Annotated in this window: 24 protein-coding genes; 9 read left to right on the forward strand and 15 right to left on the reverse strand. The window is 60.4% G+C overall.

Annotation, left to right across the window (positions count from 1 at the left end):
* Nucleotides 1–31: 31 nt before the first annotated feature.
* Nucleotides 32–526: a DUF4190 domain-containing protein gene (locus tag RI101_13725; GenBank protein ID MEC4891109.1), complete on the reverse strand. Its 495-nt coding sequence runs from the start codon at nucleotides 524–526 to the stop codon at nucleotides 32–34.
* A gap of 647 nt (nucleotides 527–1,173) precedes the next feature.
* Here RI101_13725 and RI101_13730 point away from each other — a divergent pair.
* Nucleotides 1,174–2,202, forward strand: coding sequence for a hypothetical protein (locus tag RI101_13730; GenBank protein MEC4891110.1), 1,029 nt, complete (start codon nucleotides 1,174–1,176; stop codon nucleotides 2,200–2,202).
* Here RI101_13730 and RI101_13735 read toward each other — a convergent pair.
* A complete protein-coding gene (locus tag RI101_13735; GenBank protein ID MEC4891111.1) occupies nucleotides 2,199–2,684 on the reverse strand; it encodes a hypothetical protein in 486 nt (161 codons plus the stop codon). The two genes, RI101_13730 and RI101_13735, sit on opposite strands and share 4 nt — an antisense overlap.
* A gap of 89 nt (nucleotides 2,685–2,773) precedes the next feature.
* Between RI101_13735 and RI101_13740 the strand changes: the two genes are divergently transcribed.
* Nucleotides 2,774–3,118, forward strand: coding sequence for a hypothetical protein (locus tag RI101_13740; GenBank protein ID MEC4891112.1), 345 nt, complete (start codon nucleotides 2,774–2,776; stop codon nucleotides 3,116–3,118).
* Here the strand turns inward: RI101_13740 and RI101_13745 are convergent.
* Complete coding sequence (locus RI101_13745; protein MEC4891113.1) at nucleotides 3,108–3,737, reverse strand: hypothetical protein; 630 nt, start codon at nucleotides 3,735–3,737, stop codon at nucleotides 3,108–3,110. The two genes, RI101_13740 and RI101_13745, sit on opposite strands and share 11 nt — an antisense overlap.
* A gap of 258 nt (nucleotides 3,738–3,995) precedes the next feature.
* On the opposite strand from RI101_13745, the gene RI101_13750 reads away from it, so the two are divergent.
* A complete protein-coding gene (locus RI101_13750) occupies nucleotides 3,996–4,715 on the forward strand; it encodes a methyltransferase domain-containing protein (protein MEC4891114.1) in 720 nt (239 codons plus the stop codon).
* A 97-nt stretch (nucleotides 4,716–4,812) separates the two neighbouring features.
* On the opposite strand, the gene RI101_13755 is transcribed toward RI101_13750, so the two are convergent.
* Together RI101_13755 and RI101_13760 are read right to left on the reverse strand one after the other, a co-directional pair.
* Complete coding sequence (locus RI101_13755) at nucleotides 4,813–5,631, reverse strand: hypothetical protein (protein ID MEC4891115.1); 819 nt, start codon at nucleotides 5,629–5,631, stop codon at nucleotides 4,813–4,815.
* 29 nt (nucleotides 5,632–5,660) lie between these two features.
* On the reverse strand, nucleotides 5,661–6,512 hold the full coding sequence (locus tag RI101_13760) for a hypothetical protein (GenBank protein ID MEC4891116.1): 852 nt from the start codon (nucleotides 6,510–6,512) through the stop codon (nucleotides 5,661–5,663).
* A gap of 185 nt (nucleotides 6,513–6,697) precedes the next feature.
* On the opposite strand from RI101_13760, the gene RI101_13765 reads away from it, so the two are divergent.
* The 4 genes from RI101_13765 to panC all read left to right on the forward strand — a co-directional run bounded on the left by RI101_13765 (nucleotide 6,698) and on the right by panC (nucleotide 10,150).
* The gene (locus RI101_13765; protein MEC4891117.1) at nucleotides 6,698–7,384 is read left to right on the forward strand and encodes a type 1 glutamine amidotransferase; all 687 of its coding nucleotides are present in this window, start codon (nucleotides 6,698–6,700) and stop codon (nucleotides 7,382–7,384) included.
* Between the two features lie 82 nt (nucleotides 7,385–7,466).
* Nucleotides 7,467–8,642, forward strand: coding sequence for an LL-diaminopimelate aminotransferase (locus RI101_13770; protein ID MEC4891118.1), 1,176 nt, complete (start codon nucleotides 7,467–7,469; stop codon nucleotides 8,640–8,642).
* A gap of 93 nt (nucleotides 8,643–8,735) precedes the next feature.
* Complete coding sequence (gene folK, locus RI101_13775) at nucleotides 8,736–9,290, forward strand: 2-amino-4-hydroxy-6-hydroxymethyldihydropteridine diphosphokinase (GenBank protein ID MEC4891119.1); 555 nt, start codon at nucleotides 8,736–8,738, stop codon at nucleotides 9,288–9,290.
* Entirely contained in the window at nucleotides 9,287–10,150 is an 864-nt protein-coding gene (gene panC, locus RI101_13780) for a pantoate--beta-alanine ligase (GenBank protein MEC4891120.1), read from the forward strand. The genes folK and panC overlap by 4 nt, the downstream gene beginning before the upstream one ends.
* 45 nt (nucleotides 10,151–10,195) lie before the next feature.
* Here the strand turns inward: panC and RI101_13785 are convergent, their stop codons facing one another.
* The 6 genes from RI101_13785 to RI101_13810 all read right to left on the reverse strand — a co-directional run bounded on the left by RI101_13785 (nucleotide 10,196) and on the right by RI101_13810 (nucleotide 17,711).
* Complete coding sequence (locus RI101_13785; GenBank protein MEC4891121.1) at nucleotides 10,196–10,690, reverse strand: PilZ domain-containing protein; 495 nt, start codon at nucleotides 10,688–10,690, stop codon at nucleotides 10,196–10,198.
* A complete protein-coding gene (locus RI101_13790) occupies nucleotides 10,687–11,109 on the reverse strand; it encodes a MazG nucleotide pyrophosphohydrolase domain-containing protein (GenBank protein ID MEC4891122.1) in 423 nt (140 codons plus the stop codon). The genes RI101_13785 and RI101_13790 overlap by 4 nt, the downstream gene beginning before the upstream one ends.
* 10 nt (nucleotides 11,110–11,119) lie before the next feature.
* Nucleotides 11,120–12,508 carry a DNA recombination protein RmuC gene (rmuC, locus tag RI101_13795; protein ID MEC4891123.1) on the reverse strand — a complete coding sequence of 463 codons (1,389 nt, stop codon included), beginning with the start codon at nucleotides 12,506–12,508 and terminating at the stop codon, nucleotides 11,120–11,122.
* A 161-nt stretch (nucleotides 12,509–12,669) separates the two neighbouring features.
* The gene (locus RI101_13800) at nucleotides 12,670–15,297 is read right to left on the reverse strand and encodes a PEP/pyruvate-binding domain-containing protein (GenBank protein ID MEC4891124.1); all 2,628 of its coding nucleotides are present in this window, start codon (nucleotides 15,295–15,297) and stop codon (nucleotides 12,670–12,672) included.
* Between the two features lie 14 nt (nucleotides 15,298–15,311).
* Nucleotides 15,312–16,646, reverse strand: a complete 1,335-nt coding sequence (locus RI101_13805) for a glycerate kinase (protein ID MEC4891125.1) — start codon at nucleotides 16,644–16,646, stop codon at nucleotides 15,312–15,314.
* Nucleotides 16,647–16,655: 9 nt separating this feature from the next.
* On the reverse strand, nucleotides 16,656–17,711 hold the full coding sequence (locus tag RI101_13810) for a lytic transglycosylase domain-containing protein (GenBank protein ID MEC4891126.1): 1,056 nt from the start codon (nucleotides 17,709–17,711) through the stop codon (nucleotides 16,656–16,658).
* 121 nt (nucleotides 17,712–17,832) lie between these two features.
* On the opposite strand from RI101_13810, the gene RI101_13815 reads away from it, so the two are divergent.
* Nucleotides 17,833–18,582, forward strand: coding sequence for a uracil-DNA glycosylase (locus tag RI101_13815; protein ID MEC4891127.1), 750 nt, complete (start codon nucleotides 17,833–17,835; stop codon nucleotides 18,580–18,582).
* Here the strand turns inward: RI101_13815 and fsa are convergent.
* Nucleotides 18,539–19,186, reverse strand: a complete 648-nt coding sequence (fsa, locus tag RI101_13820) for a fructose-6-phosphate aldolase (protein ID MEC4891128.1) — start codon at nucleotides 19,184–19,186, stop codon at nucleotides 18,539–18,541. The genes RI101_13815 and fsa overlap by 44 nt on opposite strands.
* Before the next feature lie 192 nt (nucleotides 19,187–19,378).
* Here fsa and RI101_13825 point away from each other — a divergent pair, with 192 nt between their 5' ends.
* A complete protein-coding gene (locus tag RI101_13825; protein MEC4891129.1) occupies nucleotides 19,379–19,690 on the forward strand; it encodes a hypothetical protein in 312 nt (103 codons plus the stop codon).
* Between the two features lie 1,130 nt (nucleotides 19,691–20,820).
* On the opposite strand, the gene dapB is transcribed toward RI101_13825, so the two are convergent.
* Genes dapB through lysA form a run of 3 tightly spaced genes read right to left on the reverse strand, consistent with a single transcriptional unit; the run spans nucleotide 20,821 to nucleotide 23,839 of the window.
* A complete protein-coding gene (dapB, locus tag RI101_13830) occupies nucleotides 20,821–21,624 on the reverse strand; it encodes a 4-hydroxy-tetrahydrodipicolinate reductase (protein MEC4891130.1) in 804 nt (267 codons plus the stop codon).
* Nucleotides 21,625–21,653: 29 nt separating this feature from the next.
* Entirely contained in the window at nucleotides 21,654–22,526 is an 873-nt protein-coding gene (dapA, locus tag RI101_13835; protein ID MEC4891131.1) for a 4-hydroxy-tetrahydrodipicolinate synthase, read from the reverse strand.
* Between the two features lie 50 nt (nucleotides 22,527–22,576).
* Nucleotides 22,577–23,839: a diaminopimelate decarboxylase gene (gene lysA, locus RI101_13840; GenBank protein ID MEC4891132.1), complete on the reverse strand. Its 1,263-nt coding sequence runs from the start codon at nucleotides 23,837–23,839 to the stop codon at nucleotides 22,577–22,579.
* Nucleotides 23,840–23,892 lie beyond the last annotated feature (53 nt).

Genomic DNA, 23,892 nt, shown 5'->3' on the forward strand with positions numbered 1-23,892 from the left:
ACGGCCGAATCAAAGCAAAGGGGTCTGCCCCTTAATTTGTTCCAGCAATAAACGACACGGCGCCGACGACATAGGCGGAGTATGCGAGGCCCAAGTAACTAATGATGAGTCCGCTTAAGGCTGCTCCTGATCCGGCCAGCTGCGGATTGGCCCTGCATCTTCGGCGGGCCAGATGGCCAAACACGATGCCGGGAATGCTACCGACCAGCGGAATCAAGAAGCTTGCGCCCGAAAGAACCAGAGAAGCGACAGCCAAGCCTGAAACGCGGCGAGCAGCAACGTCTCGAGCCAAAGCTCGAGCGTGTAGTGGGCGAAGCACGGGATTCAGGAGGAAGAAGCAAAGCGCAAAATAAGGAGGGAAGACTAGAAAAATAGCGCCATGTGCCATGGCCCAACCATGAAAGAATGGCAGATGGTATTTGTCCGCGGCATCGGCTCCTACGTAGACGAGCACGCAGGCACCGAAGAAGGCCAATACAAGCTGCAGTGCCGTCACGGCACGCGACTGTGGGACAGCTTCATTCATGGCAGCTAACAAGGTTTAGGCCGATCCGCATAAGAGCCGAATTTGTCATTTTCCGTCCGTATAACACGCCACTTTTGCCCGTGAATAATACGCAGTAATCGACGCTCGTTCAATGAGTTGCGCCCGATTGACCATTTGTCACGGATTCCTATGTAGATCTGAATAACACCACTCATGTAATAGATCCAATAAAAACAAAGGCTGCCCCCCTTCCCGCCTGCTGTTTTCAGTGAGGCGGCTGGCGGAGTCTCACCTGCGCGCGTCGAACGGGATCTGGTTCATCTGGTCTATCTCGTCTATTTGGTTTGTCTGGTTGATCGGACTGAACATTCATCCAGCAGAACCAGACAGACCAGAAAGACCGACTGACTAGACAGACAAACCCGCGCGCGTTCCGCGAGCACAGAGACTTGCCGACCGGCTCGCCCCGACTCCCCCCATCGCGTTACTCCCTTTGTCATCATTTAGAGGCGTGGCTTGGGTGGTCTCCCACTGCGCGCATGAACCGAGCACCGCCCCTAATTTGATACTTCGACTGATCCCGCGTGCGCGGGGCGCGAGCAAGGGAGATCACCCAAGCCGCGCCTCCCTCCCCTCCCCTTCTTCTTGACTCAACAACAACCCCTATGATTAGGTCCAGGCCTGTTATGCTGACTCGTACTGCCACCGCGCTTGCCTCGCTCGTTCTCCTCCTCTTCAGCCTCGGCTGCGAGAAAGAGAGCGAGTCGATTGTGTCGATCGCGCTGCATCCGACCAATACGCAAATCCTCTACGTCGCCACGAACGATGCCGTGTACAAATCCCGCGATAGCGGGACCTCCTGGGAGCGGTTCCCGAGTTTCAGCGCGCGCCGCGTGACGACGCTGGCGATCGATCCGCAGCTTCCGGCCACGGTCTATGCCGGCACCATGGCCGATGCCGTCTACAAGAGCCCGGACGGCGGGCAGCATTGGCTCCCCCACAATGTCGGGCTCAAGGAACACGTGTCGTTCATCAATCAATTCGTATTCGATTCCACGAATAACGAGCAGATCTATATCGCGACCACCGTAGGCGTCTTCTCCACGAAAGACGGCGGGCGTGAATGGGACGAGCGGATGGCGGGGATGAAAGAAGTGCACATCGTCGTGTCGATCGCCATTCACCCGACGAATCCCCGCATCCTCTATGCGGGCACCACCGGGGGCGTCTACCGGTCGGACGACGGCGCGGCCTCGTGGAAGAAGATCAATACCGGCCTCATCCCCGAGACGGAGCTGATGGGGGCCATGGCACTGGGGGTGAATGCGATTGCCATCGATCCGGTGACGCCGGACGTGGTCTATGCCGGGACGACCAAAGGCCTCTTCCGCACCGCCAACGGGGGGCACTCATGGGAACGGATCGGCCTAGGGCTGCACGATCCCTTTGTCAGCAGCCTGCTGATCGACCCGGCACAGCCGGCACGGCTGTATCTTGGCGGACCGGGCGGAGTCTGGAAGAGCGCCGATAGTGGGACCACCTGGCAGGCGATGAATGCGGGGCTCACGTCGTTGAACATCCGTTCGCTGGCCATGAGCCCCAAGAATCCCCAAGACCTCTTTGTCGGCACGAACGGCAGCGGCCTCTACCACTCGACCGACGGCGGCACGAGCTGGACGCCCATGCCGCTCAAAGCCGCGCCGGCGAAGAACTAATATCCCGTCTTCGGACCTTCGCTCCCGTGCTGATAGCGGCTGCTGTACGACAGCATTTTATCGGACAGCGCCTTCCACTCGTCGGCCGTCATCAGATCTTTCATCTTGAAGCGCAGCCCGAGAATCTTCGACGAGGTGCCCATGCGCTGGTTGTTGGCCTCGTCCATCACCTTGGTGAACTCTTCCGGCGTCGCCGCGTAATTGGCATTGAGCGCGTAGAGCTGCCGATGCGCCGTGCGTTCCCGCTCGCGGCCCGCCTTCAGTTCCGCGACGATCTCGCCCACGATGGCGTTCACTTGCTTCGCCTTCTCCGGATCTTTCACCGTGCGGTCGATCAAGCCGGCCATGTCCTGCTGGCCCTTCTGCCAATAGGCATCGCTCTTGCCGCCTTCCATCATCCCGTGGTGATGGTGATGGCCCGAGCAGCCGCTTACGACCAACAAACTCGCGAACGAGAGTGCCACCCATTGCATGCGTCTCATACAGACCTCCTTGCGTAGAATAATGCCGATGATGCCCACCCGCCTGTTGTCAGATCGCGTTATCATGCCGTATCATTCGCGTCAGCACAATGTCTGAACCGATTTCATCATCAGCCACGCAACTGCACGACCTGCGCGAAGAGTTTCGGGCGCACCTCGAAACATTTTACGCGCAGCTGAAGCTCGCCCCGCCCTACGAAAGCGTGGAAAAGGCGATTCGCGCCTTGACGACCGCCGTCCATGCCCTCCCGAAAGACGAGCAGGCCCGGATCGCAGCTGATTCGGCTGCGAAATGGCAGCAGTTCCGCGCGGCGTTTGACACCTCCGGACTCTGCAAGAAGCATCGCGGCATCATTGCCGGTCTGGCCCGCAATCGGGCCGCCATCGCCCTGCCCGCCGAGTACGACCACTTTTTAGGATTGTTTACCGCGTAGCCGACGAAGCCGCCGCCGTGCCGGTCAGGGCCTCGACCAGTTCCTGGGAGACGCGCGCCAGCCGGCTGTTCTCCATCCGGTAGGCCATCACCACCGTCACCAGGCCGGAAAAAAAGAAGAACGCGCCCAGGGTGAAAATCCCCGCGCCCATCAGCACGCCGCCCGAGCTGGACAAGCCCCCCTCGATCCCATAACTGATCAGCGTCGCGATGGTACCGATCCCCACGATGGCGAACCAGGCACCGGTCAGGATCGCCGAGCACCAGGGCATGCGTTTCGTAGACGACAGCACGACCGCGCCGCCCTCCGTGCGGAGATCGATCGTCACCTTCATCGGCCAGATCCAGAGAAAGGCCCAGAGGGTCGGATAGCGCGGACGCACCAGAATCCGCTGGGCATCGGCAAAGAGGCGGGCGACCCCGTTGTGCAGCGCGAGAATGCCGAGCGCATCGAACCGGGCCTGGATCTGCGCCGGAGTCAGCGACTCCAGCCGATGCTCCCCGCGCCCCACCCGGCACCCGTACCGGCTCGCCTCGAGCGAGAGCGTGCGAAAATACAGCCGGTCCCCGATCAGGAGGCCGAGAAATAACGCGCCGGCAAACAATCCCGCCAAGATCATGATGCGTACCTATCCCACAGGAATCAGCCGTGAATCAAGCCGTGCCTGCGCCACCCCAAGGGGCTCCGCACCAGGGTAAGAAGAAGTTGACTGAGCCTGGGGACTTGGCTACAGTAGCCTCGTTTTGGAATCCGGGCGGGCATCTCACCTCGTGTCGTGCTTCCGCCTTCTGTATTTCCCCACTGGCGCGTCATCACTCTACGCAGGCCTGCCTCAACAGGCTACGAGGAGTCTGAGCCCTGAGGGGTCGGAGGACACATGGATTTAAAGAAAGTCGAACGGGTGTACACCTCGTACGCCGGCGTCTACGATCAAATTTTCGGCAAAGTATTTCACGAAGGGCGCGAATCCGCCATTCGCAACTTGAATGTGCAGCCTGACGAACGCATTCTCGAAGTGGGCGTGGGCACCGGCCTGGCTCTCCCCATGTATCCGCGCCATTGCCGGATCGTCGGGATCGATCTGTCAGAAGGCATGCTGGAACAGGCCAAGGTCAAGGCCGAACGCCACCAGATGACCCACGTCCAGCTGCACCGGATGGATGCCGGCGCCATGGAGTTTGCCGACAACAGCTTCGACACGGTCGTCGCGGCCTATGTCGTCACCGCCGTGCCGGACCATCGCAAAGTCGTGAACGAAATGATCCGCGTCTGCCGCCCCGGCGGCCGCATCATCATGCTCAACCACTTCAGCAACGGCAATAAGATCATCGCGGCGATGGAGAAAGTCATCTCCCCGCTCACCAAGCATCTCGGCTGGCGGACGGATCTGTCTCTTAATACCGTCTTAGAGGGGACGTCGCTGCACGTGGCCCGCAAGCAGAGCGTGAACCCGCTGCGGTTCTGGGCGCTGGTGGAATGTGTGAATGCGAAGAACGGCCATGTCGTGAAAAACGGCACCGGCGCCTATGTCAACGGCCACGCCGCCGAGCACCATACCAACGGGAACGGCCATTTTGCTAACGGCCATTCCCACTAATCTGGTCCGTTTCGTCTATCTGGTCTCGTTGGTCTATCCGGTCCAGAGCGACACGACAGACCGAACAGACCAGACAGACGGCAAGGGCCGCATCCTGCTATTCTGATGCACGCCCGTTTCTGGCCCGCCAATATTCCCACTCCCGTCCAGGAATCATCGTCGTCCCGACCAGACAGGTGCCGGAATAGCGCTGCGTAATGCGATCGGCCAGCACCGCCAGCACCTGGCTCACGTGGCGGTTCTGCTCGCCCAGCGCCCGCAAGACGATCCCAAATCCCTCTCCATCCTGTGCGCCATACGCCATCACACGCACCGCGTGAAGCTGATCGTCATCGGCATCGCTGTCGGGCGTCAAATCGCCCTCCCACCGCATCAAGGAATCGCTGACCCGCCGCTTCTTCGCCGCCACCCAGGAACAGGGCACCCCGGCTTGCTCCAGCTCCGTCAGCAGCCAGGAGATCGTCGGCCCGTCGGGAGACTGGCCTTGAAACGTCCATCGGGCCAGCTCCGGCAGCGGATGCACCGGCACCAGCGGAGCCGCCACTTCTTCAAAGTGCGCCTCTTCGCAGACCGCATACAGCTCACCCTGCGGATCGAACCAGAACCGCAACCGCCCGGCGGTGCATTCCGCCTGAATGATGCTGAGCGACGAACAGTCGGCGCCTTCCTGCTCAAAAATAGAAAAATCCGTCACCCCGTTCATCACCAGCTTGGCCACCCGCACCATCCCGCGCAGCTGATAGCGAATGGTGATCGTCACGGTCGTGTCGGCCAGCACATCCCGCCCGGTTTCTTCGTCGAACAGGCGGCGCTTGCTCATCTGCACATCCGTGACATAGCCCGAGCGAAACCCGCCCGTATGGGCCATGAGCCACCGAAGATCTTCAATCGTCTTGATACCGTGTTGCATAGCCATGGATTGTATCGCAGGGCCGCGCGAATCCGCTAGCAGCGGCTCCAACACGAAATAATGGGCGGCAGCGGCCGAGCCCGCAGGGGTGTGCGCACCTCCGTCGAATGGCGGAACACCAGCCCCGCCTTACGGCAGAAGCTGGCGGCGCAGGCGGCTTCCTTCGGCCCCTGATTGATCATCACGAAGAGGCCGCTCGGATTCAGATTCGACGCGATGCGGGAAAAGAGCGCCTGCGGCGCAAAGACCCTCAAGGGCACGCGCCAGGCCAAGACCGGATCCGGCGTCACGAAGGGATAGCAGGAGACGATTGTATCCGCCGGTTGAACATACTCCGCGTAGTCGGCCACGACAAACTTCGTGCGCGGCAGGTTCCGTATATAGCCCTGAGCATAGTCCCACCGGCTATAGCCGTTGGCGTAGATCCGATAGCCCTCCACCTCGATACCCGTCAAGGTCGTCGGCCGGAAGAACGCGTGGTGCGCGCGGGCATACCAAAAATTCGAGGCCCCGACATCATGCAACACGCCACCGGCCGGCCGGGACATCCCCCAGTCGGTCCAGGTTTGCGCGAGCAGATCGAGGTACTCGTAGTTCTTGAGCGCCGTCAGCGCGTGACAGTGCCGCTCGAACTCAACCCCAAATTGGCGGCGCAGCACCGCCACCCTCGTCCGCTGACTATTGCTCAGCTCGGTTAACAACTGGCCGGCCGGTTGCTCGCGGTAGATTCCGCGCGACCAGCGCAACTGCTCGCCCAGGCGGTACCACAGGGCGTGGTAGCCGGACCGCAGCCGCTGGCTCACCGTATATCGAGGAGGACCAGAAGGCCTCACGCCGGATAACGCGTGCTCAAATCCAGAAACCGAATAGAGACTCTCGGTTGTCATACCTTACTTTTCGGCAGATGGGGCGGGAAGCTGAAGAGGAGACGGAGAAGATTTATGCGGGCAGAGGGAGGAAAGCCACGGTGCCCCCAGGCCTGCTTGCCGACTGAATCAGAGACAGTGTATGTATCCCTCCTGTGAAATTCTAGGTTGAGGACTCTTTCTCCACAATCCACGCACAGGCCATCATGCCCCACGCCATCTGTCTCCAACATGTGCCCTTTGAAGGCCCCGGTGCCTTCGCGACGGCGCTGAGAAATCGCGGCGTGGACCTCGATTCCTATCTCGTGCCGCAAGCCGGACTGCCACGGGACGCGGGGGACTTGCTCATCGTGATGGGCGGGCCGATGTCGGTGAACGATTCGGATAGATGGATCGCGGAGGAAACCGCCTTCATTCGCTCCGCACTGCTGGCAGGGACGCCGGTGGTCGGCGTGTGCCTCGGCAGCCAGTTCATGGCGAAAGCCTTGGGCGCCAGGGTGCGCGCCGGGAAGGCGCTGGAGATCGGCATGACGCCGATCAGCCTTACGCCCGAGGCGAAGCAAGATCCCGTCTTCAGCGCTCTGCCCGATTCCTTCGACGTCTTCGAATGGCACGGTGAAATCTTCGACCTGCCGAACGATTGTATCCCGCTGGCCGGTTCAGAGATTGCCCCGCTCCAGGCCTTTCGCTTCGGGGCGCGCGCTTATGGCCTCCTCTTTCATCTGGAGATGGAGGAACAGGGCCTCGACGCCCTCTGCCGGGAATGTGCGTCCGACCTGACAAAAGCTCAGCTGACCGCTCCAGCCATTATATCCGCCGCCCTCCCCAAGCTCCCGCACCTCCACCGGATCGCCGATCGGCTGATCGGACATCTGCTCCAAGCCAAGCATTGATTACCGGCTCATTCCTGAAGTAGCCTAGGAGCTTCGATTCGGCTCTTCCAGAGCCTCATTCTAGAAAAGGAGCGCATCGGACATGGCTGGTTTCCCTATCGAAGTTGCAACCCGCATCAAGACCTTGCCCCCCTATCTGTTCGCCGCCATCGATAAGATGAAGCAAGAGGCGATCGCCAAGGGCGTCGATATCATCAACCTCGGCATCGGCGATCCCGATTTGCCGACTCCGGCTCCGATCATCGAGAGCCTCGCGCAGGCCGCCAAGAATCCCAAGCACCATCAATATCCCTCGTACGAAGGCATGCTGTCGTTCCGGAAGGCCGTGGCGGACTGGTATCTGCGGCGGTTCAACGTGACGCTGAACCCGGCCGATGAAGTGCTGACCTTGATCGGGTCGAAAGAAGGGATCGGCCACATCCACCTGGCGTTCATCGATCCGGGCGATGTCGTGCTGGTGCCGAGCCCCGGCTATCCGGTCTATCCGGTCGGCACGAGTTTCTGCGGCGGCGTCTCGCATATCATGCCGCTCACGAAGGCCAACGGCTTCCTGCCGGACCTCACGGCGATCCCCAAGGACGTGGCGAAGAAGGCCAAGCTGATGTGGCTGAATTCGCCGAACAACCCCACCTCCGTCATCATGACGAAGGACTACTTCAAGCGGGCCATCGAGTTCGCGCAGGAACATCAGATCATCATCTGCCACGACGCGGCCTACTCGGAAATTTATTACGATGGAAAGCGCCCGGCGAGCTTTATGGAAGTCGAAGGCGCCAAGGACGTCGGCGTGGAGTTCCACTCGCTCTCCAAGACCTACAACATGACCGGCTGGCGGCTCGGGTTTGTGGTCGGCAACAAGACGGTCTTGGCCGCGCTGGGCAAGGTGAAGAGCCAGCTGGACTCGGGCGTGTTCGAGGCGGTGCAGGCCGCCGGCATCACGGCGCTGGGCTTGAACGATTCCGTCACCGACGGCATCCGGAAGATCTACCAGGAACGCCGCGATACGCTCATTCCCGGGCTCAAGCAGCTCGGATTGGAAGTGGATGCGCCGCCCGCCGCTTTCTACATCTGGGTGACGGTGCCGAAGGGCTACACCTCGGCGTCCTTCACCGCCCACTTGCTGGAAAAAGCCGGGATCGTCACGACGCCGGGCAACGGGTTCGGGGCGCCGGGCGAGGGCTATATCCGCATGACCGTCTGCACGACCAAGGAGCGCCTGGCGGAAGCGGTGGAACGGATCAAGAAAGTGGGATTCTGATACCGTAAAACGTAACAGGTGAGACGTGAACGGTGGCGGGATCAGAGTACGTGACGACATCGTTTCACCTTTCACGTTTCACGAGATACGCTCATGAGAGAGACCGTTTTCATCGGCTTCGGGTCCAACGTCGGCGACCGCCTCGACTTCTGCGACCGGGCGGTCACGCTCCTGAGCCTGCTCCCGCATTCGCAGGTCACCGCCGTCTCGCTGCTCTACGAAACCGAGCCGGTGAACGACCACGCTCAGCCAGGCAACGGCTGGTTTCTGAACGGCGTGGTGCAGTTGGAGACCGATATCACGCCGCGCAGCCTGCTGATGGTCCTGCGCGAGATCGAACGCTCGTTGGGGCGGGATGAGGACAATCGTTCCGGCCCCAGAACGCTCGATCTGGACATCCTGTTCTATGGCCAGCGCATCATCGATGAGCCGGATCTCGTGGTGCCTCACCCCCGGCTGCATCAGCGGCGCTTCGTCCTCATGCCCTTGAACGAACTCGATCCCCTCTTGGTCCACCCCGTCTTGCAGCGAACGGTCAGCCAATTGCTGAGCGAGGCCGGGAAACAATCGGAAGTGCGCCTGCTCTTTCCCCAACCCTCCACCCGCTACGGCTCACGCCCGGCCTGCAGCCTGCCGCCCGGATCATGAAGATTCTTCGCTCCCCCAAGGCCATGACGGCCTGGAGTCACGGACTGCGGCGCGAGGGCGTCACCATCGGCTTCGTCCCGACGATGGGCGCGCTGCATGACGGCCATCGGGCCCTGATCCGCGCGGCGCGCTTGCAATGCGACGCGCTCGTGGTCAGCATTTTCGTGAACCCCACACAGTTCGGCCCGGCCGAAGACCTGTCGAAATATCCGCGTCCCATCGCCAAAGACCGGGCGCTGTGCCGACAAGAGGGCGTGGACATCTGCTTCGAACCTACGGCGGCCAGCATGTACCCCGAGGGCTTTCAAACAGCCGTCACGGTCCCCAGCCTTGCGAGCCGTTGGGAAGGCGCCGTCAGACCCCATCACTTTGCCGGCGTGGCCACCGTCGTGACCAAGCTCTTCTGCATGGTCCGGCCGGATCTCGCCCTGTTTGGACAGAAGGACTTTCAGCAAGCGGCGCTCGTTCGCCGGATGATCGACGATCTGAACCTTGGGGTTACATTGATCGTGCACCCGACCGTGCGCGAACAGGACGGGCTGGCGATGAGTTCCCGCAATGTGTATTTGTCCGCGGAGCAACGGTCGGTGGCGCCGGTCCTCTATAAGAGTTTGCAAGCCGGGGTGGCCGCGATTCGGGGAGGCATGAAAGATGGAGCGCGGATTCAATCCCTGATGACAGAGACGCTCCGGCAGCAGGCCGATGCAACCATCGACTACCTCGCCGTCTGCGATCCGCACACATTAGACCCGCTCCAGACCGTCGCCTCACGGGCCGTGCTGCTCGGCGCCATCCGCATCGGGTCCGTGCGGCTCATCGACAATGTGCTGGTATCCGCTCCCGCAAAGAAAACGCGATAACGGCAGGGAGGCTCCCTACGGAAAAGAGACACGTCCTAATGGGATTTAGATGAGATTCTGTCCGACCAAGAGGCCCAGCACGACCTGGCTTAACCGGTGTTGGGCATCGGGACGGAGCTCCAGAAACCGCACCCCCACCGCATCCGGCCTGACGGAACAGACCATGGCCGCCTTAATATGAATGTCATCCGCCTCGGACGCCGGCTTCAGCCTCAGCTCCAGGAACGACCCTTTGGGTAGACTGACGCCCGAGAGTGCGCACCCGCCCATTGAAATATCGGACACCCGTTTCGTGCCGGTCACCTCGCTACTGCCGAGGACGTGCGCTTCCATCGATGTGGCCAGCCGCGTGAACTGACGCCGATCCTTCTCCGCTTGTTTCCGCCCCGCCCCGAGCGACGCGGCGCGAAACTCATGGGTACAGAGCTGGCAGCGGAACGGATCGATGCTGAACCAGCTCAAGACGTAATCCAGCCCGCGCGACGGCGCGACGACCCGGACAAACGGCGTTCCGCAATTCGGGCAATGCCGATCCCTCATGCCGGTTTCGCAACCTCCGTAAGCTCTCCCGGGGCCGCGATTGCGCCCCCTGCTTGCGCGGCCAGAATCGGTGCAACCTGGGCCGGTGAATAGGTCGGCGGCTTCACCCATTTGCCGTCGGCCCGCTTATACCCGCCGACCTTGCTCAGGTTCGAACGATGCACCTCGCGAAACACGGGGTCCATATCGATGCCATAGGACACGGCGGTGCCATAGACTACATACAGCAAATCGGCCATCTCCTTGGCGACCGCCGCCAAATCTCCGGCGGCCATCGATTCTTTCAGTTCATCGAACTCTTCCTGAATCAGACGGATACGGAGGCCTTTCGTGGCGTCACTCATCTCGGTGGGAGCCGCCTGAATGGCGATCTCGAACTTGCGGTGAAACTCCTCAACCATCGCCTGCTCATCGGTCATGGACGCTCCTTTACTCCGTCTCAAACGGCAACGACTTTCGGGGAAGCAGCTCGGCCGGCTCCAAGACCGGAATCTCTTTCTCCGACGAAATCCCCAGCTCCTTGAACCGGCGGGCCGCCGGCAAGATGCGCGTTTCCAGAGACCCCACCGCGCGATTGTACGCGGAGACGCTCTTGCCCAGCGCATGCCCGACATCATTCAGATGCTCGGTCAGGACCGCCATCCGCTCATAGAGATCCTTGCCCAATCTCCCGGCCTCTTCCGCATGCGCCGTCAACTGCTCTTGCCGCCACCCATAGGCCACCGCACGCAAGAGCGCGATCAATGTGGCCGGCGTGGCCAGCACCACACCGCGCGCAAAGCCTTCTTCCATGAGGCGCGGATCCTGATCCAGGGCCGCGCCGAGAAATTGCTCGCCGGGGAGAAAGAGCACGACAAACTCGGGCGCGCGGTCGAACTGGTTCCAATAGGCTTTCAGCGACAGCTCGTCCATCCGGCTCCGCACCTGCTCCGCGTGACGGCGCAAGGCTTCGGCCCGGACGGCGTCATCTTGCGCCTCATGGGCGTCGAGATAGGCCGCCAGGACCGTCTTGGCATCCACGATGATCTGGCGCCCGCCCGGCAGCTGCACGACCATATCAGGCCGAAACCGCCCTTCCTCGCCGGTCACGGTTTCCTGCTCGACAAAGTCGCAATGATCGACCATGCCCGCGAGTTCCGCGACCCGCTTCAACGTGATCTCCCCCCACTGCCCGCGGACAGTCGGGGCACGGAGGGCCTTGACCAGGTTGCCCGTCTCCTGCTGCAACCGCTGATGCGATTCCGCCAGGGATTTCAAATGCTGGTCCAGTCCGCCATAGGCCGACTGCCGCGATTGTTCCAGCAAGCGCATTTGCTCATCGTACCGCTGCAACGACTCGTGCAGCGGCTTGACCAGGCTATCGATGGCCTGCTGGCGCTGCGACAAATCGCCTTCGGCTTTCGCTTGCAGGGTTTCAAACGACACGCGGGCGAGATTTAAAAAAGCCTGATTGTTTTGCTTGAGGGCTTCATTGGAGAGGGCTTGAAACGACTCCAGCAGCTGCTGGCGGGCCTGATCCAGCAACTGTTTTTGTTCGGCCACGTGCCGCTGCGCTTCTTCGACTCTGGTATCGGAAGAAGCCCGCGCCTGTTGGGCCTGCGCCAGATCGGCTCGGAGCCGCTCCCCTTCCAGGCGATCCTGCTCGGCTTGACGCCGCAACTCGGCTGCGAGCGACTCCGCCCGTTCGGCACGCCCGAGTTGTTCCATTGAATGCTGTTGAAATTGCCGGGAGGCTCGGCTGGACACCAGGAACCAACTGGTCATCGTGCCAAGAAGCAGGCCGACCAGAATTCCCAGTAATAAGGCGCCGACATCCATAGAGCACTCCGCGTGACTCAGGGGAACCCACCTGCCCCACACGCGAAAAAACGTTTCAGTGTCAATCTGTTTGGGGATAAACCTGAATGAGGGTACGGAAAATGCTGTGAAAGATCAACTCTGAAAATGCACCAGTGTCATTTGGCCCTAGCCAACATTATTCATGAGGGGGAGCGCTCAGGCCGCCACACGTCACCGGTGGTCGCATTCATTTCTACCCTCTCGCCATCTTGTAACAAGACTGTCACACCGGGAATGTTGGCCACGGCCGGCAACCCATACTCCCGGGCGATGATGGCGCCATGTGATAAGGTGCCGCCCATCTCCACGACCAATCCGGCCGCAATTCCGAAGAGCGGCGCCATCCCAGGGTCGATCACGGGGGCCACCAGAATATCGCCCTGCCGCACCTTTTTCCAATCCGCGCTTGTTCGGACAATCCGCGCCGGGCCTGTTGCACGGCCCGCGCTGATCGGAATGCCCCGCCAGAGCCCCCCCGTCGCAAGAGGGGCCTCACGCTGAGACTCGCTTCCTTCGTCCATCACACGATCCGGCACCGTGAGGCGGACATTCGCGCCGTGCTCCTCTTTGCGCGACTGCACCAAGGCCCGCCAATCACGCGCGGTGGGCCGCAACAGATCGAGCTGTTCTTCCACCCGGATGAAAAAGACATCCTCGCGCTGGTTAAGCACACCCTGTTGCACGAGCAACGCGCCGGCCCGCAGCAAGAGTTGCCGCAACGCACCGGCGTAATACATCAGATGATGCCGGTTCGCCTCCCGCAGCGCGAAGAACCGGCAGAGCCGCCGATACCACCAGGAGAAGACCGCCCACCGATGCACCCGCCAGCCGCAACGAGACCGGATCTCTGCGAGGGCGCGCTCCCGCACGGCCAGCTGCCGCGCCGCAATCTCGGCCGGCGAGTGGGCCGCCACGGCCAGCACCTGATGCCGCAGGACCTCCAGCACCAATTCAGGCTGATCGGCAAAACGCGGCGACATGATGTCGGATTCGCCCACGCCCCGCTGGCCATAGTCCTCCAGATACTCGTCGAACAACCGGCGGAATTCTGTGCCTGCCAGCGCCGCTCCCCCTACCAACGCCTCCCACTCAGACTCCGCAAACAGGCGGCGCACGAGCTCGTCGCGCCGTGCCACCTCGGCCAATGCCGCCAGCCTGATAATCTGCTGCGCACTGATCGCCTGGGCTCGCCCTTGCAGCGCCGCGTTCAACAGCTCGCGCCAATCGGCTCCCAGCCAGCGCGGCAGCAGATACCCCAGCGCTTGCAGACATTGCGTCACACCGCCGGCAATGCCGAACGTCATTTCCCGCGCCGCAAACTCGTCGTTGCATGCGCGCACCCGCCCACGCACGTCTTCCAGTGTGAGTGCTTGCACCCGATCGGGACGATACGCCATCGCCATCTGCTTCATATCGGCAAACCAACGCGACGAACCACGCGTGGCCTGGCCAATCCACCAGGTAATCAAGAGGCCGGCGCGCAGCATCGCCCAGAATCCCAAGGGGTGGACTGGCAGCGGCCTGGTGACCGTTTGCCCGCCCATATGTTCCGCCAAAATCGAGGGATCGCCGTGCAGCTGCTCGATCAACGCATGCATCAGGCTCACGTTGAGATAGGGCCGGCCATGATGCACCCGCACAGGGGACAGGCCTGGAGGAATGTGGCAGCCCAGCTTCCGGTAGGGCCCCATCAAAAACAGATCCATAAATTGTTCAAGAAACGAGAGGCCAAGCGGACTGGGCACGTCCGGCAGGGTTTCTTTAAAATTGGTGCGCGACCATTCGCAAGCTTGTGTCGGCTGCGGCGCTCGCGCGGCCACGACGGTCACCGACCTGGCCTGCAGGAGCCAGATTCCCCGCTCGTCCATCGCCCATTCGACATCGACCGGATGCCCCCACACCGTTTCGACCTGCTTCGCGAGCTGCGCGAGCGCCACGACGTCCTCATCTGCCAGCGACGGACATTCCCGTTGAACCTGATCGATCGGTTCGGTCCGCATTCCGCCGGCGCCCGCCAGCATCATGGACTGCTTCGAGGCAATAATCCGTTCACGCACGGCAGCACGGGAGGCGGATGAGTCCCACCGCAGCACGAACTGGTCCGGCGGCATCGTGCCCTCGACCAGCCCTTGCGCAAGGCCCGGCACGGCGTTCACGACGACCGCATCGGCCTGGCCGGTGACAGGATGGATGGTATAGGCCACCCCTGCCGCCCGCGCCCGGATCACGGGCTGAATCACGACCGCCATCGCCGGCATTGATCCCGCACCGCCGATTCGCTTGTGATACTCCAGGACACGGTCTTCCCACAGCGACGCCCAGCAGGCTTGGACGCTCGCACCGATCTGCTCTCGCCTCACGGCCAAGGATGTGCGGTAGAGGCCGGCAAAACTGGCATCGGCGGAATCTTCGTTGGTCGCGGATGACCGCACAGCCCACAGCTGGTCGGGGGGCTGCTGCAACGCATCGAGCCGCTGCGTGAGGGCGCTCAGAATCTGGTCCGGCAAGGCGGCCTGCAGAAGGCGATCGCGGACCGCCGCAAGCCGCTTCCGGCCTGTCTCCCCGTCCGCCTGAATCGCCTCCAGCCACAAGGCCTCCGCATCGATCTTCTGACCTTGCAAGAACCGGCGATAGCTATCCGTGGTGACACAGACTCCCGGCGGAACGGGAAACCCTTCCGCCAGGAGACAAGCCAATCCCCAGGCTTTTCCACCGGCCAACAATCGGTCGCTACAGGATTCTAGGGGAATCACGAACTGAATAGTCATGGACAAGAATACTGCTACAAGGCGAGCAAGATGTACAGGTCGTTCACATTGGTTCCTGTGGGGCCGGTCACGATGTGGCTCTTGAGCGACTTCAGCGCGCGATAGGTGTCGTGCGCCAGGAGGGCGCGCCGCAGGCTGATTCCTTTTTCTTTCGCCTGCTCCAGCGTGCCTCCGGATACCACGGCCCCGGCCACATCGGTCGGACCGTCGGTCCCATCGGTCCCCACAGCGGCAATCCAAATGTTGGGAAGGCCTCCAATCTTACGCGCCGCCGCCACGGCGAATTCTTGCGCGCGGCCACCCTTGCCATGCCCTGTGACCGTCACCGTCGGTTCTCCGCCAGCCACCACACAACAAGGCCGCCGAAGCATGCCCTTTCCTGACGCCAGACGCTCGGCCAACGCAGCAAAATCTTCTCCCTCCTGAGCCGCCTCGCCGACGAGCGCAGTCGAGAAGAGCACCGTGCGAAGTCCGGCCTGCCTCGCTGCTGCCTCAATGGCCGCCAACGCCTGTGCGTTGTTTCCAATAATCTCGTGCTGCACGCGCCGGAATCGTGCACCCGGCTTGGGTGTCTCGCGCACCACACCCTGCCGCCCCCGCGCCAGGTATTCGCGAATCGAGTCCGGCGCAGTGGCCCAGAGGCGATAGCGTTTCAGCACGGCAATGGCATCCTGGAAGCTGGAAGGGTCAGGCATCGTCGGCCCTGATCCGATGGAAGCAAGGTCATCCCCAATTACGTCAGACAGGATGAGCGTGACCATTGTAGCCGTGGTGGATTCGGCAAGCCGCCCGCCCTTGATGGCGGACAGATGCTTCCGGACAATATTGATGTCGTGAATTGTGGCGCCGCTGCGAAGAAGCAGCTCCGTCATTCTCCGCTTGTCGGCCAGATGCACCCCTGGAACGGGAGCAGGGATCAGACTGGAGGCTCCTCCGGAAATGACCACAAACAGGAGATCGCGTGCGCCACAGCTGGCCACGTGCTTGCGCAGCTCCACCGCCGCCTTGAGCCCTGCACGATCGGGAATAGGATGCCCCGCCTCCATGACAGTCACCCGCCTGGTCGGCACGCGATGGCCTTTCTTGACCACGACGAGCCCGCCTTCCAAGCGCGGCCCCACCACACGTTCAAGCGCTTGCACCATACGAGCGGCGGCTTTCCCGGCGCCGACCACCACCACGCGATCAAACGACCGCAGGTCGTAGCGGCGGCGTCCGACATGGAGGATGTGGCCCTCTCGGCGGACTATGCGAGGAAGCACGAGGGCAGGATCCGAGGCCTCTAGGCCCGCCCGGATCAACCGAGCAATGACCGATCGAGCGGGGGAAGCCGGAATCTGAAGACGCATGGGAGTCGATTAGGGTGTCTTGTCCTGCTTAAAACACCGGTTCGGGCACGTCTGTCGAGGCACCTTAATCTGGTACGTGCCTTTGGGCAGCACATCTTTCTTGAACTCCGGATTGAGCATCTTGAGTTCGAGGAAATAGGTGCCAAACTCTTCGGCAATGGAGGTGAGGTTCCGTTGCGCCTCCTTCACATTCACCGTCACGGTTTCGACCTCGACCGGCATGTAGAGATCTTTCTTCGTCAATCCCAGATACTTTTCCGGCTGTGAATAAATCTCCTTGGCCGCAATGATCCGCGGGACATAGCGCATCGTCTCGCGCGGTCCATGCATCTTCCAATAGTCGGTAATCTTCTGCTCTTTCAGGAGTTTCCGGACTCGCTCTTCCCCCGCATTGTAGGAGGCCATGGCCAGAAACCAGTCGTTCTGCTGAAAGTCTTTCAAATACTTGAGGTACTTGATCGCCGCTTCGGTGGACATCTCCAAGCTCCGCCGCTCGTCCAGCACCGCGTCACTTTTCAAATGATACCGCCGGCCCGTCGAAGGGATAAATTGCCAGGGACCGGACGCCTTGGCTTTGGAATAGGCCGCCGCGATGCACTTGCTCTCGACCAGCAGCATGTACTTGAGATCATCCGGCAACCCGTTGTCCGCCAACTGTTTTTCCGCCGGGGGGAAACAGCGGCCGGTGCGCTTCGCCAGAATGATGCTTTCACCCTGATCTTCCAAAAATTGATAGAACTCGTACTCGATGCGCTCACGCACTTGCCAATTATCGAGCGGGATGGTCTGGCCGGCAAACGTCAGTTTATCCGGCAATTTGAAGGAGCTGAGAAAGTAGCGTTCGCCCTCGCGCTTGATCTCGGGCAGAATGACCAGGCGATCTTCGGGTTCCGCCTGCCCTTCCAGCGGCTCAGGAAGAACGAGGTCTCGGAGCCCCGTCTCCGACTTGGCTGCCTCCTTGACGTCCGACGGATCTGCGCCGGCTTGCGCCATGACCGGACCTGCGCCACAGGAGAGAAGAACCGTCAGGATCCAATACCCCACTCGTGCATGACTCCCTGCCATCCGTGCGACTCCTCTTATTCAGACGAAGAATAAATGCGGGATGATTGTCGCCATGCTAACAGCAAGGGGAAGACCCGGCAAGTACGAATCACATTCTCTGTCATGCTACACTGCGCATTCTATGCGTTCGCTCTCGGTTCTGAATCGACACATCATCTGCTGCACCGCCTGCCCGCGTCTTGTTGCCTATCGGGAATCCATCGCCAGCACGAAACGCCGTCAATTCATGGAACAGACCTACTGGGGGCGCCCGATCCCGGGATTCGGCGATCCACAGGCTCGGCTCTATGTGCTGGGCCTCGCCCCCGCTGCTCATGGAGGCAACCGCACAGGCCGTGTCTTTACCGGCGATCGCAGTGGCGATTGGCTGTATGACGCGCTGCACCGATTCGGCTTCGCCAGCCAAGCGGCCTCAACGCACCGCGACGACGGCATGGTGCTGACTGATTGCTATATCGGCGCGACTGTGCGCTGTGCCCCGCCGGACAATAAGCCACTGCCGGAGGAATTTGCCCATTGCCAGGGCTTCCTGCTGGATGAATTGAGACTGCTCACACAGATGAGGGTAGTGGTGGCGCTGGGCAAGATCGCCTTCGATCACTATCTCAAAGCCTGCCAGGCCGGCGGCCTCACGAAACCATCCCCCGCGCCGAAGTTCGGCCACGGTGCGGCCTATATCCTTCCCTGGGGGATCACGCTGCTCGGGTCTTATCACCCGAGCCAGCAAAATACCTTCACCGGGAAACTGACGCGGCCGATGTTCCACTCCGTATTTGCGAGGGCACGAGGCGAGCTGGAGAAGCCGCCCGCGCCCCCGCGCACCACGTTTATTTCTTCGCCTGGGCGTCCCAATCGGCCAAAAACTTCTTGAGACCGATATCGGTCAAGGGATGCTTCACCAGCTGCTGGAAGATTGAGTAGGGCATGGTGCAGATGTGCCCGCCGGCCAAGGCCGCTTCCACCACATGCTGCGGATGACGGACGCTCGCGACCAAGACATAGGTCTTATAGTCATAGTTTTTGTAGATGGTGATGATCTGCCGGATGAGTTCCATTCCGTTCGAACTGATATCGTCGAGACGGCCGATGAAGGGCGAGACGCACCAGGCCCCGGCTTTGGCTGCGAGCAGCGCCTGCGTCGGAGAGAAACAGAGCGTCACGTTCACCTTGATCCCCTCGGCCGCCATGCGCTTCGTCGCTTTCAGCCCTTCCGGAATGAGCGGGACTTTGACCACGATGTTCTTGTGAATCTTGGCCAGCTCTTTTCCCTCTTTCACCATCGCATCGGCTTCGACACTGACGACTTCGGCGCTGATGGGGCCATCCACAATGTTGCAGATTTCGACCAGCATCTCCTTGAAGCTGCGGCCTTCCTTGGCCACGAGGGATGGATTCGTCGTCACGCCATCGAGCAGCCCCAAGCTGGCGGCTTCCTGAATTTCCTTCACGTTGGCGGTATCAAGATAGAATTTCATGTGCTGATCCTTTCGTATCTGAATGAAGAGGCGCTCAACGAATGCGCTGGAGTTTTGTATTGTAAGGAGAACCGTCGCGTCCCGCAACGGCTGGCGGTTGTTTGACAGGCCTCCGACCCATGGTTAGAATCCGAGCGTCAACGAATTCCTGTCTGATGCGTTTCGGGACCCATGCGACGGAGGAGATGTCTTATGCGCCGATCTGTCTGGCTGCTCGTTGGTTGCTTGGCCCTGACCGCTTGCGGCGGCGGCAATCCTTATCTCGAAGCCTCGCTCAAGCCGGCCGAACTCCAGGGGAAAGACAAAGCCTGGTTTGAAAAAAACTGGGGCACCCCGGACGGGAAGGCGCCCAGATTTTTTGGCGGCGAAACCTGGACCTATTACCGCATCGCCGGCGGGAAATCGGGTCCCCCGTTATTCAACTTCTCTCCCAACCAATGTCAGATTATCCTCAAGTTCGACAAAGAAGAGAAGTTATCGGATTACAGTTATTCCGGTTGCTAATTCCGTGGCTGTTTCTGAAACTCGTCCGCACAAGTCTGACTACAGAAACAATGTGTCACCGCGCCTATCTGCCGAACAATCGCTGACCCTCTTGGGATAAAGACCTTGCAGACAGGATCCTGCACCATCTGATCTCCCTGTAGGGGATATCTACCTTCTTTTCTCTTTGTCCCCCAAAACACATTCCTCAATAAGTAAATGAGGATGAGTAATAGGGAAACGACCAGCAATAATCTATACATAGTGGGTACGCTCCAGGAAGCCCACAATCCTATGGAATGGGCTGTAGCCTGTCAAGGTAAAGCCTTCGTACGTGTCCACCGCTCAACATTAGAAAAATGGACAAAGGACCTATATGCATCACGAAAGTAGGGCCTCTTGGCCTCGGCATCCAGTACTTCAGAAGTATATCCATCCATTATTGGAAGTGTTACAGTTTACTCATTATGAAGACATGCGATAAGTGCCGCGGATCAATGTTGCCGGAACGGGCTGTGGATTTGGACGCAGGACTTGCGATCACAGTGTTTGCGTGCTTAAATTGTGGTCGTAGGAAAGCAGCGGACCAGGAACCTCGACCCATCACGGCCAGACATTGATCGCACGATGGCAGAACCAAAACCGCTAACGTACGATGAGCAGAAGGCGGCCGAAGCCGCCTTTATCGGAGCTCCGTCAAACCCCGAGTGGACGGAGGCCGCCCAATTGCTCTACGCTCGGCTTTCAGCCGCCAAGGAGGCTCGCTCCAAGGAAGGCGTGGGGGTTGGTGCGACTCGCCCTGGTTCTACCGGGACAACCCGGTGAAGCCCATGGTCACAAAGCTTGTGACCATCCCCAAGATCACAGTCCTCTGCTGTCCATCCTGCTACAAATTGATCAGTTACTCCAGAGATCAACTCATCATTTCCTGCGCCCTGTGCGGACATTCGTTTTCGAATACCACGCTTTCCTCGAATTGACGCCCTCTTGTATCACTGGATAATTCCAGCTCCACTGAACTTGCCGCGAACGCTCGAAAGGCCAGGCGACGCCCAGTCAGATTTACCGCGGCTTTCAATGAGAAGAAAAGAGAGGGCGCTCCCGGACAGCGTCCCGTGTTTCTGCCAAGAGGAGGAAAATCTCGAGCGGAGTTACCGTAGCCCCAACACATCCATCATGTCATAGAGCCCGGGCGGCTGGCGCACGACCCACTGGGCCGCTCGCAGCGCCCCACCGGCAAAGGTGTCCCGGCTACTGGCGCGATGCGTGACTTCGATGCGCTCGCCCATGCCGCCAAAGAGAATCGTATGGTCGCCGACAATGTCGCCGGCGCGAATCGTTTGAATGCCAATTTCCTGCTTCGTGCGCTCCCCAATCAGGCCCTTCCTGGCATAAACTCCGACTTTGCCGAGATCCCGATTGACGGCACTGGCCAGCACTTCGGCAATCTTCAGGGCCGTGCCGCTGGGCGCATCTTTCTTCAGGCGGTGATGGGCCTCGATCACTTCGATATCGTAGTCGTCGCCCAACGTCTTCGCCATCTCGCCGATCACCTTGCAGATCAGATTCACGCCCACGCTCATATTGGGGGAAAGCACACAAGGCACCTGGCGCGCCAGCGCCTTGATCTCGTCGAGTTCAGCAGGAGAAAACCCGGTCGTGCCAATCACCATCGCCCGCCGGTGCTGGGCCATAATGCGAAAATGTTCGAGCGTCGCTTCGGGGGCTGAAAAGTCGATCAAGACCTCGCCGCGATCCATCAAGGCTCCCAGGTCGTCGGTAATCGCGACCCCGGCCCGTCCGGAGCCGGCCGTCTCTCCGGCATCCTTCCCCAACGCGTGATGGCCTCGGCCTTCAATGGCCCCGGCCAGCATCAATCCGGCCGAATCCCGCACCAGCGACACCAACCGGCACCCCATTCGACCCGCTGCCCCTGCGACAATGACTTTGACCATGACGTCGTCGGTTCCTTTTTCTTCACCCGCTAAATTAAGCCGCTATCCTTCATGACACACGTCAACTTTTCGCGATTCTCCTGAGCCATCGGACAGAGCGGCAGCCGGAGTTCCGGATCGATCTTGCCCATCATCCCCAAGGCCTCTTTGACGGGAATGGGATTCGTTTCAAGAAACAACGCGGAGAAGAGCGGCGAGAGCTTGAAATGGATCCGCCTCGCTTCCTCGACCTGTCCTGCCGCAAAAGACTTGACCAACTTCGCCATATCGGCAGGGAGGAGATTGGCGGTGACGGTAATGACCCCCTTGGCGCCGACCGCCATCATCGGGAGCGTGAGAGCATCATCACCGGCCAGCACCGTCAGGCGATCGCCACACGTCTGCACGATCTCCGACGCCTGTTGGACCGATCCGCTCCCTTCTTTGACCCCGACGATATTCTGAATGGCCGCCAGACGGGCAATGGTCGCCGGAAGCATATTGACGCCCGTTCGCCCAGGGATGTTGTAGAGCACGATGGGAATCTCGACGGCTTCCGCAATGGCCTTGTAGTGGCGATATAACCCCTCTTGCGTAGGCTTGTTGTAGTAGGGCGTAATGAGCAATGCGCCGTCGGCCCCGGCCTCTTTGGCATGTTTCGTCAGAGAAATCGCTTCGTCAGTGCTGTTCGATCCAGTTCCTGCGATCACCGGCACCCGCCGATTGACGACCTCGACCGTCAACTCGATCACCCGGCTGTGCTCTTCATGCGACAGCGTCGCCGATTCCCCGGTGGTTCCGCAGGGCACAATTCCGTCTGTGCCTTGGGCGATCTGCCATTCGATGAGATCGCCAAAAGCCCGTTCGTCGAATTTTCCCTTCCGAAAAGGCGTGACTATCGCAATGTGAGAGCCGGCAAACATGGGTGCTCCTTCTGAAACCACGGAGAGCCGCCCGCCCTCCGGGTACATGGTTACCTCAAAAATCCCGGGATCGCCTCGCCCTTGACCAAATCGTCAAACGTTTCCCGCTTCCGGATGACATGAATCTCCCCATCTTTCACTAACACTTCCGGCACGCGTGGCCTGGAATTGTAATTGGAGGACATGACAAATCCGTACGCACCCGCGCTCATCACCGCCAGCGCCTCGCCCGGCTTGATTTCGGCCAGTGAACGATCCTTCGCCAGAAAATCGCCGGACTCGCAGACCGGCCCGACGATATCCACCTGGTGCTTCGGCCGGTGGCCGGCTGCTTCAAGAACGGGACGAATTTCATGATAGGCCCCGTACAGGCTGGGGCGGATCAGGTCGTTCATCGCCGCATCCACGATGACGAAGCTCTTGGATTCCCCCTCCTTCAGATAGAGGGCCTTTGTCACCAGGATGCCCGCATTCCCGACGATGACCCGGCCCGGCTCCATAATGAGCGTCACCTTGAGATCGCGAACATGCGGGAAAATCGCGTCGGCTAAATCTTGCGGCAGCGGCGGCGTCTCATCCGAATAGGTGATGCCCAAGCCGCCGCCGATATTGAGATACTGAATATTAATGCCGGATTCCTTGAGCGTTTCGACCAGCTTGAGCACTTTCTTCAACGCTTCGACGAACGGCGTCACATCGGTCAACTGCGAACCGATGTGTTTATGAACCCCCACCACCTCGATGTGCTTCAATGATGCCGCGAGCTTGAACTCTTCCAGCGCCCGATCGGCGGCAATCCCGAACTTGCTCTTCTTCAGGCCGGTGGAGATATACGGATGCGTCTTCGGGTCGATGTCCGGATTGATGCGGAGCGCGACGCGCGCACGGCATCCCACGGACGCGGCCACATCGTTGATCGCCCGCAACTCGGCCGACGACTCGACGTTGAACATGAGAATGTCGGCCTTCAAGGCATCCCGAATTTCATCGGGATTCTTGCCGACCCCCGCGAACACGATTTTGGACGTCGGCACCCCCGCCTTCAGTGCCCGATAGAGTTCACCGCCGGACACGATATCGACCCCGCTGCCTTCCTTGGCCATCAAGCTCAACACGGCCAAGTTGGAGTTCGACTTCATGGCAAAGGCAATGATGTGCGGAATATTTTTGAACGCGCCGTCGTAGGCCCGGAAATGCCGCACCAGCGTGGAATAGCTATAGACATAACAGGGGGTGCCGACCTCCTTGACGATCCGGCTGACCGGAACCTGTTCGCAGTACAGCTCCCCCTCCCGATAGACAAAATCATTCATCGTGCACATCCTCGTTGAGTAACTCGACGCCGGGCAACTCGCACACACCTCGA

It is taken from the genome of Nitrospira sp., assembly GCA_035968315.1.
Taxonomy (GTDB): domain Bacteria; phylum Nitrospirota; class Nitrospiria; order Nitrospirales; family Nitrospiraceae; genus Nitrospira_D.

Excerpts from the sequence above, each read along its gene's own strand:
- RI101_13725 (MEC4891109.1), bottom strand. The coding sequence starts at position 526 with ATGAATGAAGCTGTCCCACAGTCGCGTGCCGTGACGGCACTGCAGCTT.
- RI101_13730 (MEC4891110.1), top strand. The coding sequence starts at position 1,174 with ATGCTGACTCGTACTGCCACCGCGCTTGCCTCGCTCGTTCTCCTCCTC.
- RI101_13735 (MEC4891111.1), bottom strand. The coding sequence starts at position 2,684 with ATGAGACGCATGCAATGGGTGGCACTCTCGTTCGCGAGTTTGTTGGTC.
- RI101_13740 (MEC4891112.1), top strand. The coding sequence starts at position 2,774 with ATGTCTGAACCGATTTCATCATCAGCCACGCAACTGCACGACCTGCGC.
- RI101_13745 (MEC4891113.1), bottom strand. The coding sequence starts at position 3,737 with ATGATCTTGGCGGGATTGTTTGCCGGCGCGTTATTTCTCGGCCTCCTG.
- RI101_13750 (MEC4891114.1), top strand. The coding sequence starts at position 3,996 with ATGGATTTAAAGAAAGTCGAACGGGTGTACACCTCGTACGCCGGCGTC.
- RI101_13755 (MEC4891115.1), bottom strand. The coding sequence starts at position 5,631 with ATGGCTATGCAACACGGTATCAAGACGATTGAAGATCTTCGGTGGCTC.
- RI101_13760 (MEC4891116.1), bottom strand. The coding sequence starts at position 6,512 with ATGACAACCGAGAGTCTCTATTCGGTTTCTGGATTTGAGCACGCGTTA.
- RI101_13765 (MEC4891117.1), top strand. The coding sequence starts at position 6,698 with ATGCCCCACGCCATCTGTCTCCAACATGTGCCCTTTGAAGGCCCCGGT.
- RI101_13770 (MEC4891118.1), top strand. The coding sequence starts at position 7,467 with ATGGCTGGTTTCCCTATCGAAGTTGCAACCCGCATCAAGACCTTGCCC.
- folK (MEC4891119.1), top strand. The coding sequence starts at position 8,736 with ATGAGAGAGACCGTTTTCATCGGCTTCGGGTCCAACGTCGGCGACCGC.
- panC (MEC4891120.1), top strand. The coding sequence starts at position 9,287 with ATGAAGATTCTTCGCTCCCCCAAGGCCATGACGGCCTGGAGTCACGGA.
- RI101_13785 (MEC4891121.1), bottom strand. The coding sequence starts at position 10,690 with ATGAGGGATCGGCATTGCCCGAATTGCGGAACGCCGTTTGTCCGGGTC.
- RI101_13790 (MEC4891122.1), bottom strand. The coding sequence starts at position 11,109 with ATGACCGATGAGCAGGCGATGGTTGAGGAGTTTCACCGCAAGTTCGAG.
- rmuC (MEC4891123.1), bottom strand. The coding sequence starts at position 12,508 with ATGGATGTCGGCGCCTTATTACTGGGAATTCTGGTCGGCCTGCTTCTT.
- RI101_13800 (MEC4891124.1), bottom strand. The coding sequence starts at position 15,297 with ATGACTATTCAGTTCGTGATTCCCCTAGAATCCTGTAGCGACCGATTG.
- RI101_13805 (MEC4891125.1), bottom strand. The coding sequence starts at position 16,646 with ATGCGTCTTCAGATTCCGGCTTCCCCCGCTCGATCGGTCATTGCTCGG.
- RI101_13810 (MEC4891126.1), bottom strand. The coding sequence starts at position 17,711 with ATGGCAGGGAGTCATGCACGAGTGGGGTATTGGATCCTGACGGTTCTT.
- RI101_13815 (MEC4891127.1), top strand. The coding sequence starts at position 17,833 with ATGCGTTCGCTCTCGGTTCTGAATCGACACATCATCTGCTGCACCGCC.
- fsa (MEC4891128.1), bottom strand. The coding sequence starts at position 19,186 with ATGAAATTCTATCTTGATACCGCCAACGTGAAGGAAATTCAGGAAGCC.
- RI101_13825 (MEC4891129.1), top strand. The coding sequence starts at position 19,379 with ATGCGCCGATCTGTCTGGCTGCTCGTTGGTTGCTTGGCCCTGACCGCT.
- dapB (MEC4891130.1), bottom strand. The coding sequence starts at position 21,624 with ATGGTCAAAGTCATTGTCGCAGGGGCAGCGGGTCGAATGGGGTGCCGG.
- dapA (MEC4891131.1), bottom strand. The coding sequence starts at position 22,526 with ATGTTTGCCGGCTCTCACATTGCGATAGTCACGCCTTTTCGGAAGGGA.
- lysA (MEC4891132.1), bottom strand. The coding sequence starts at position 23,839 with ATGAATGATTTTGTCTATCGGGAGGGGGAGCTGTACTGCGAACAGGTT.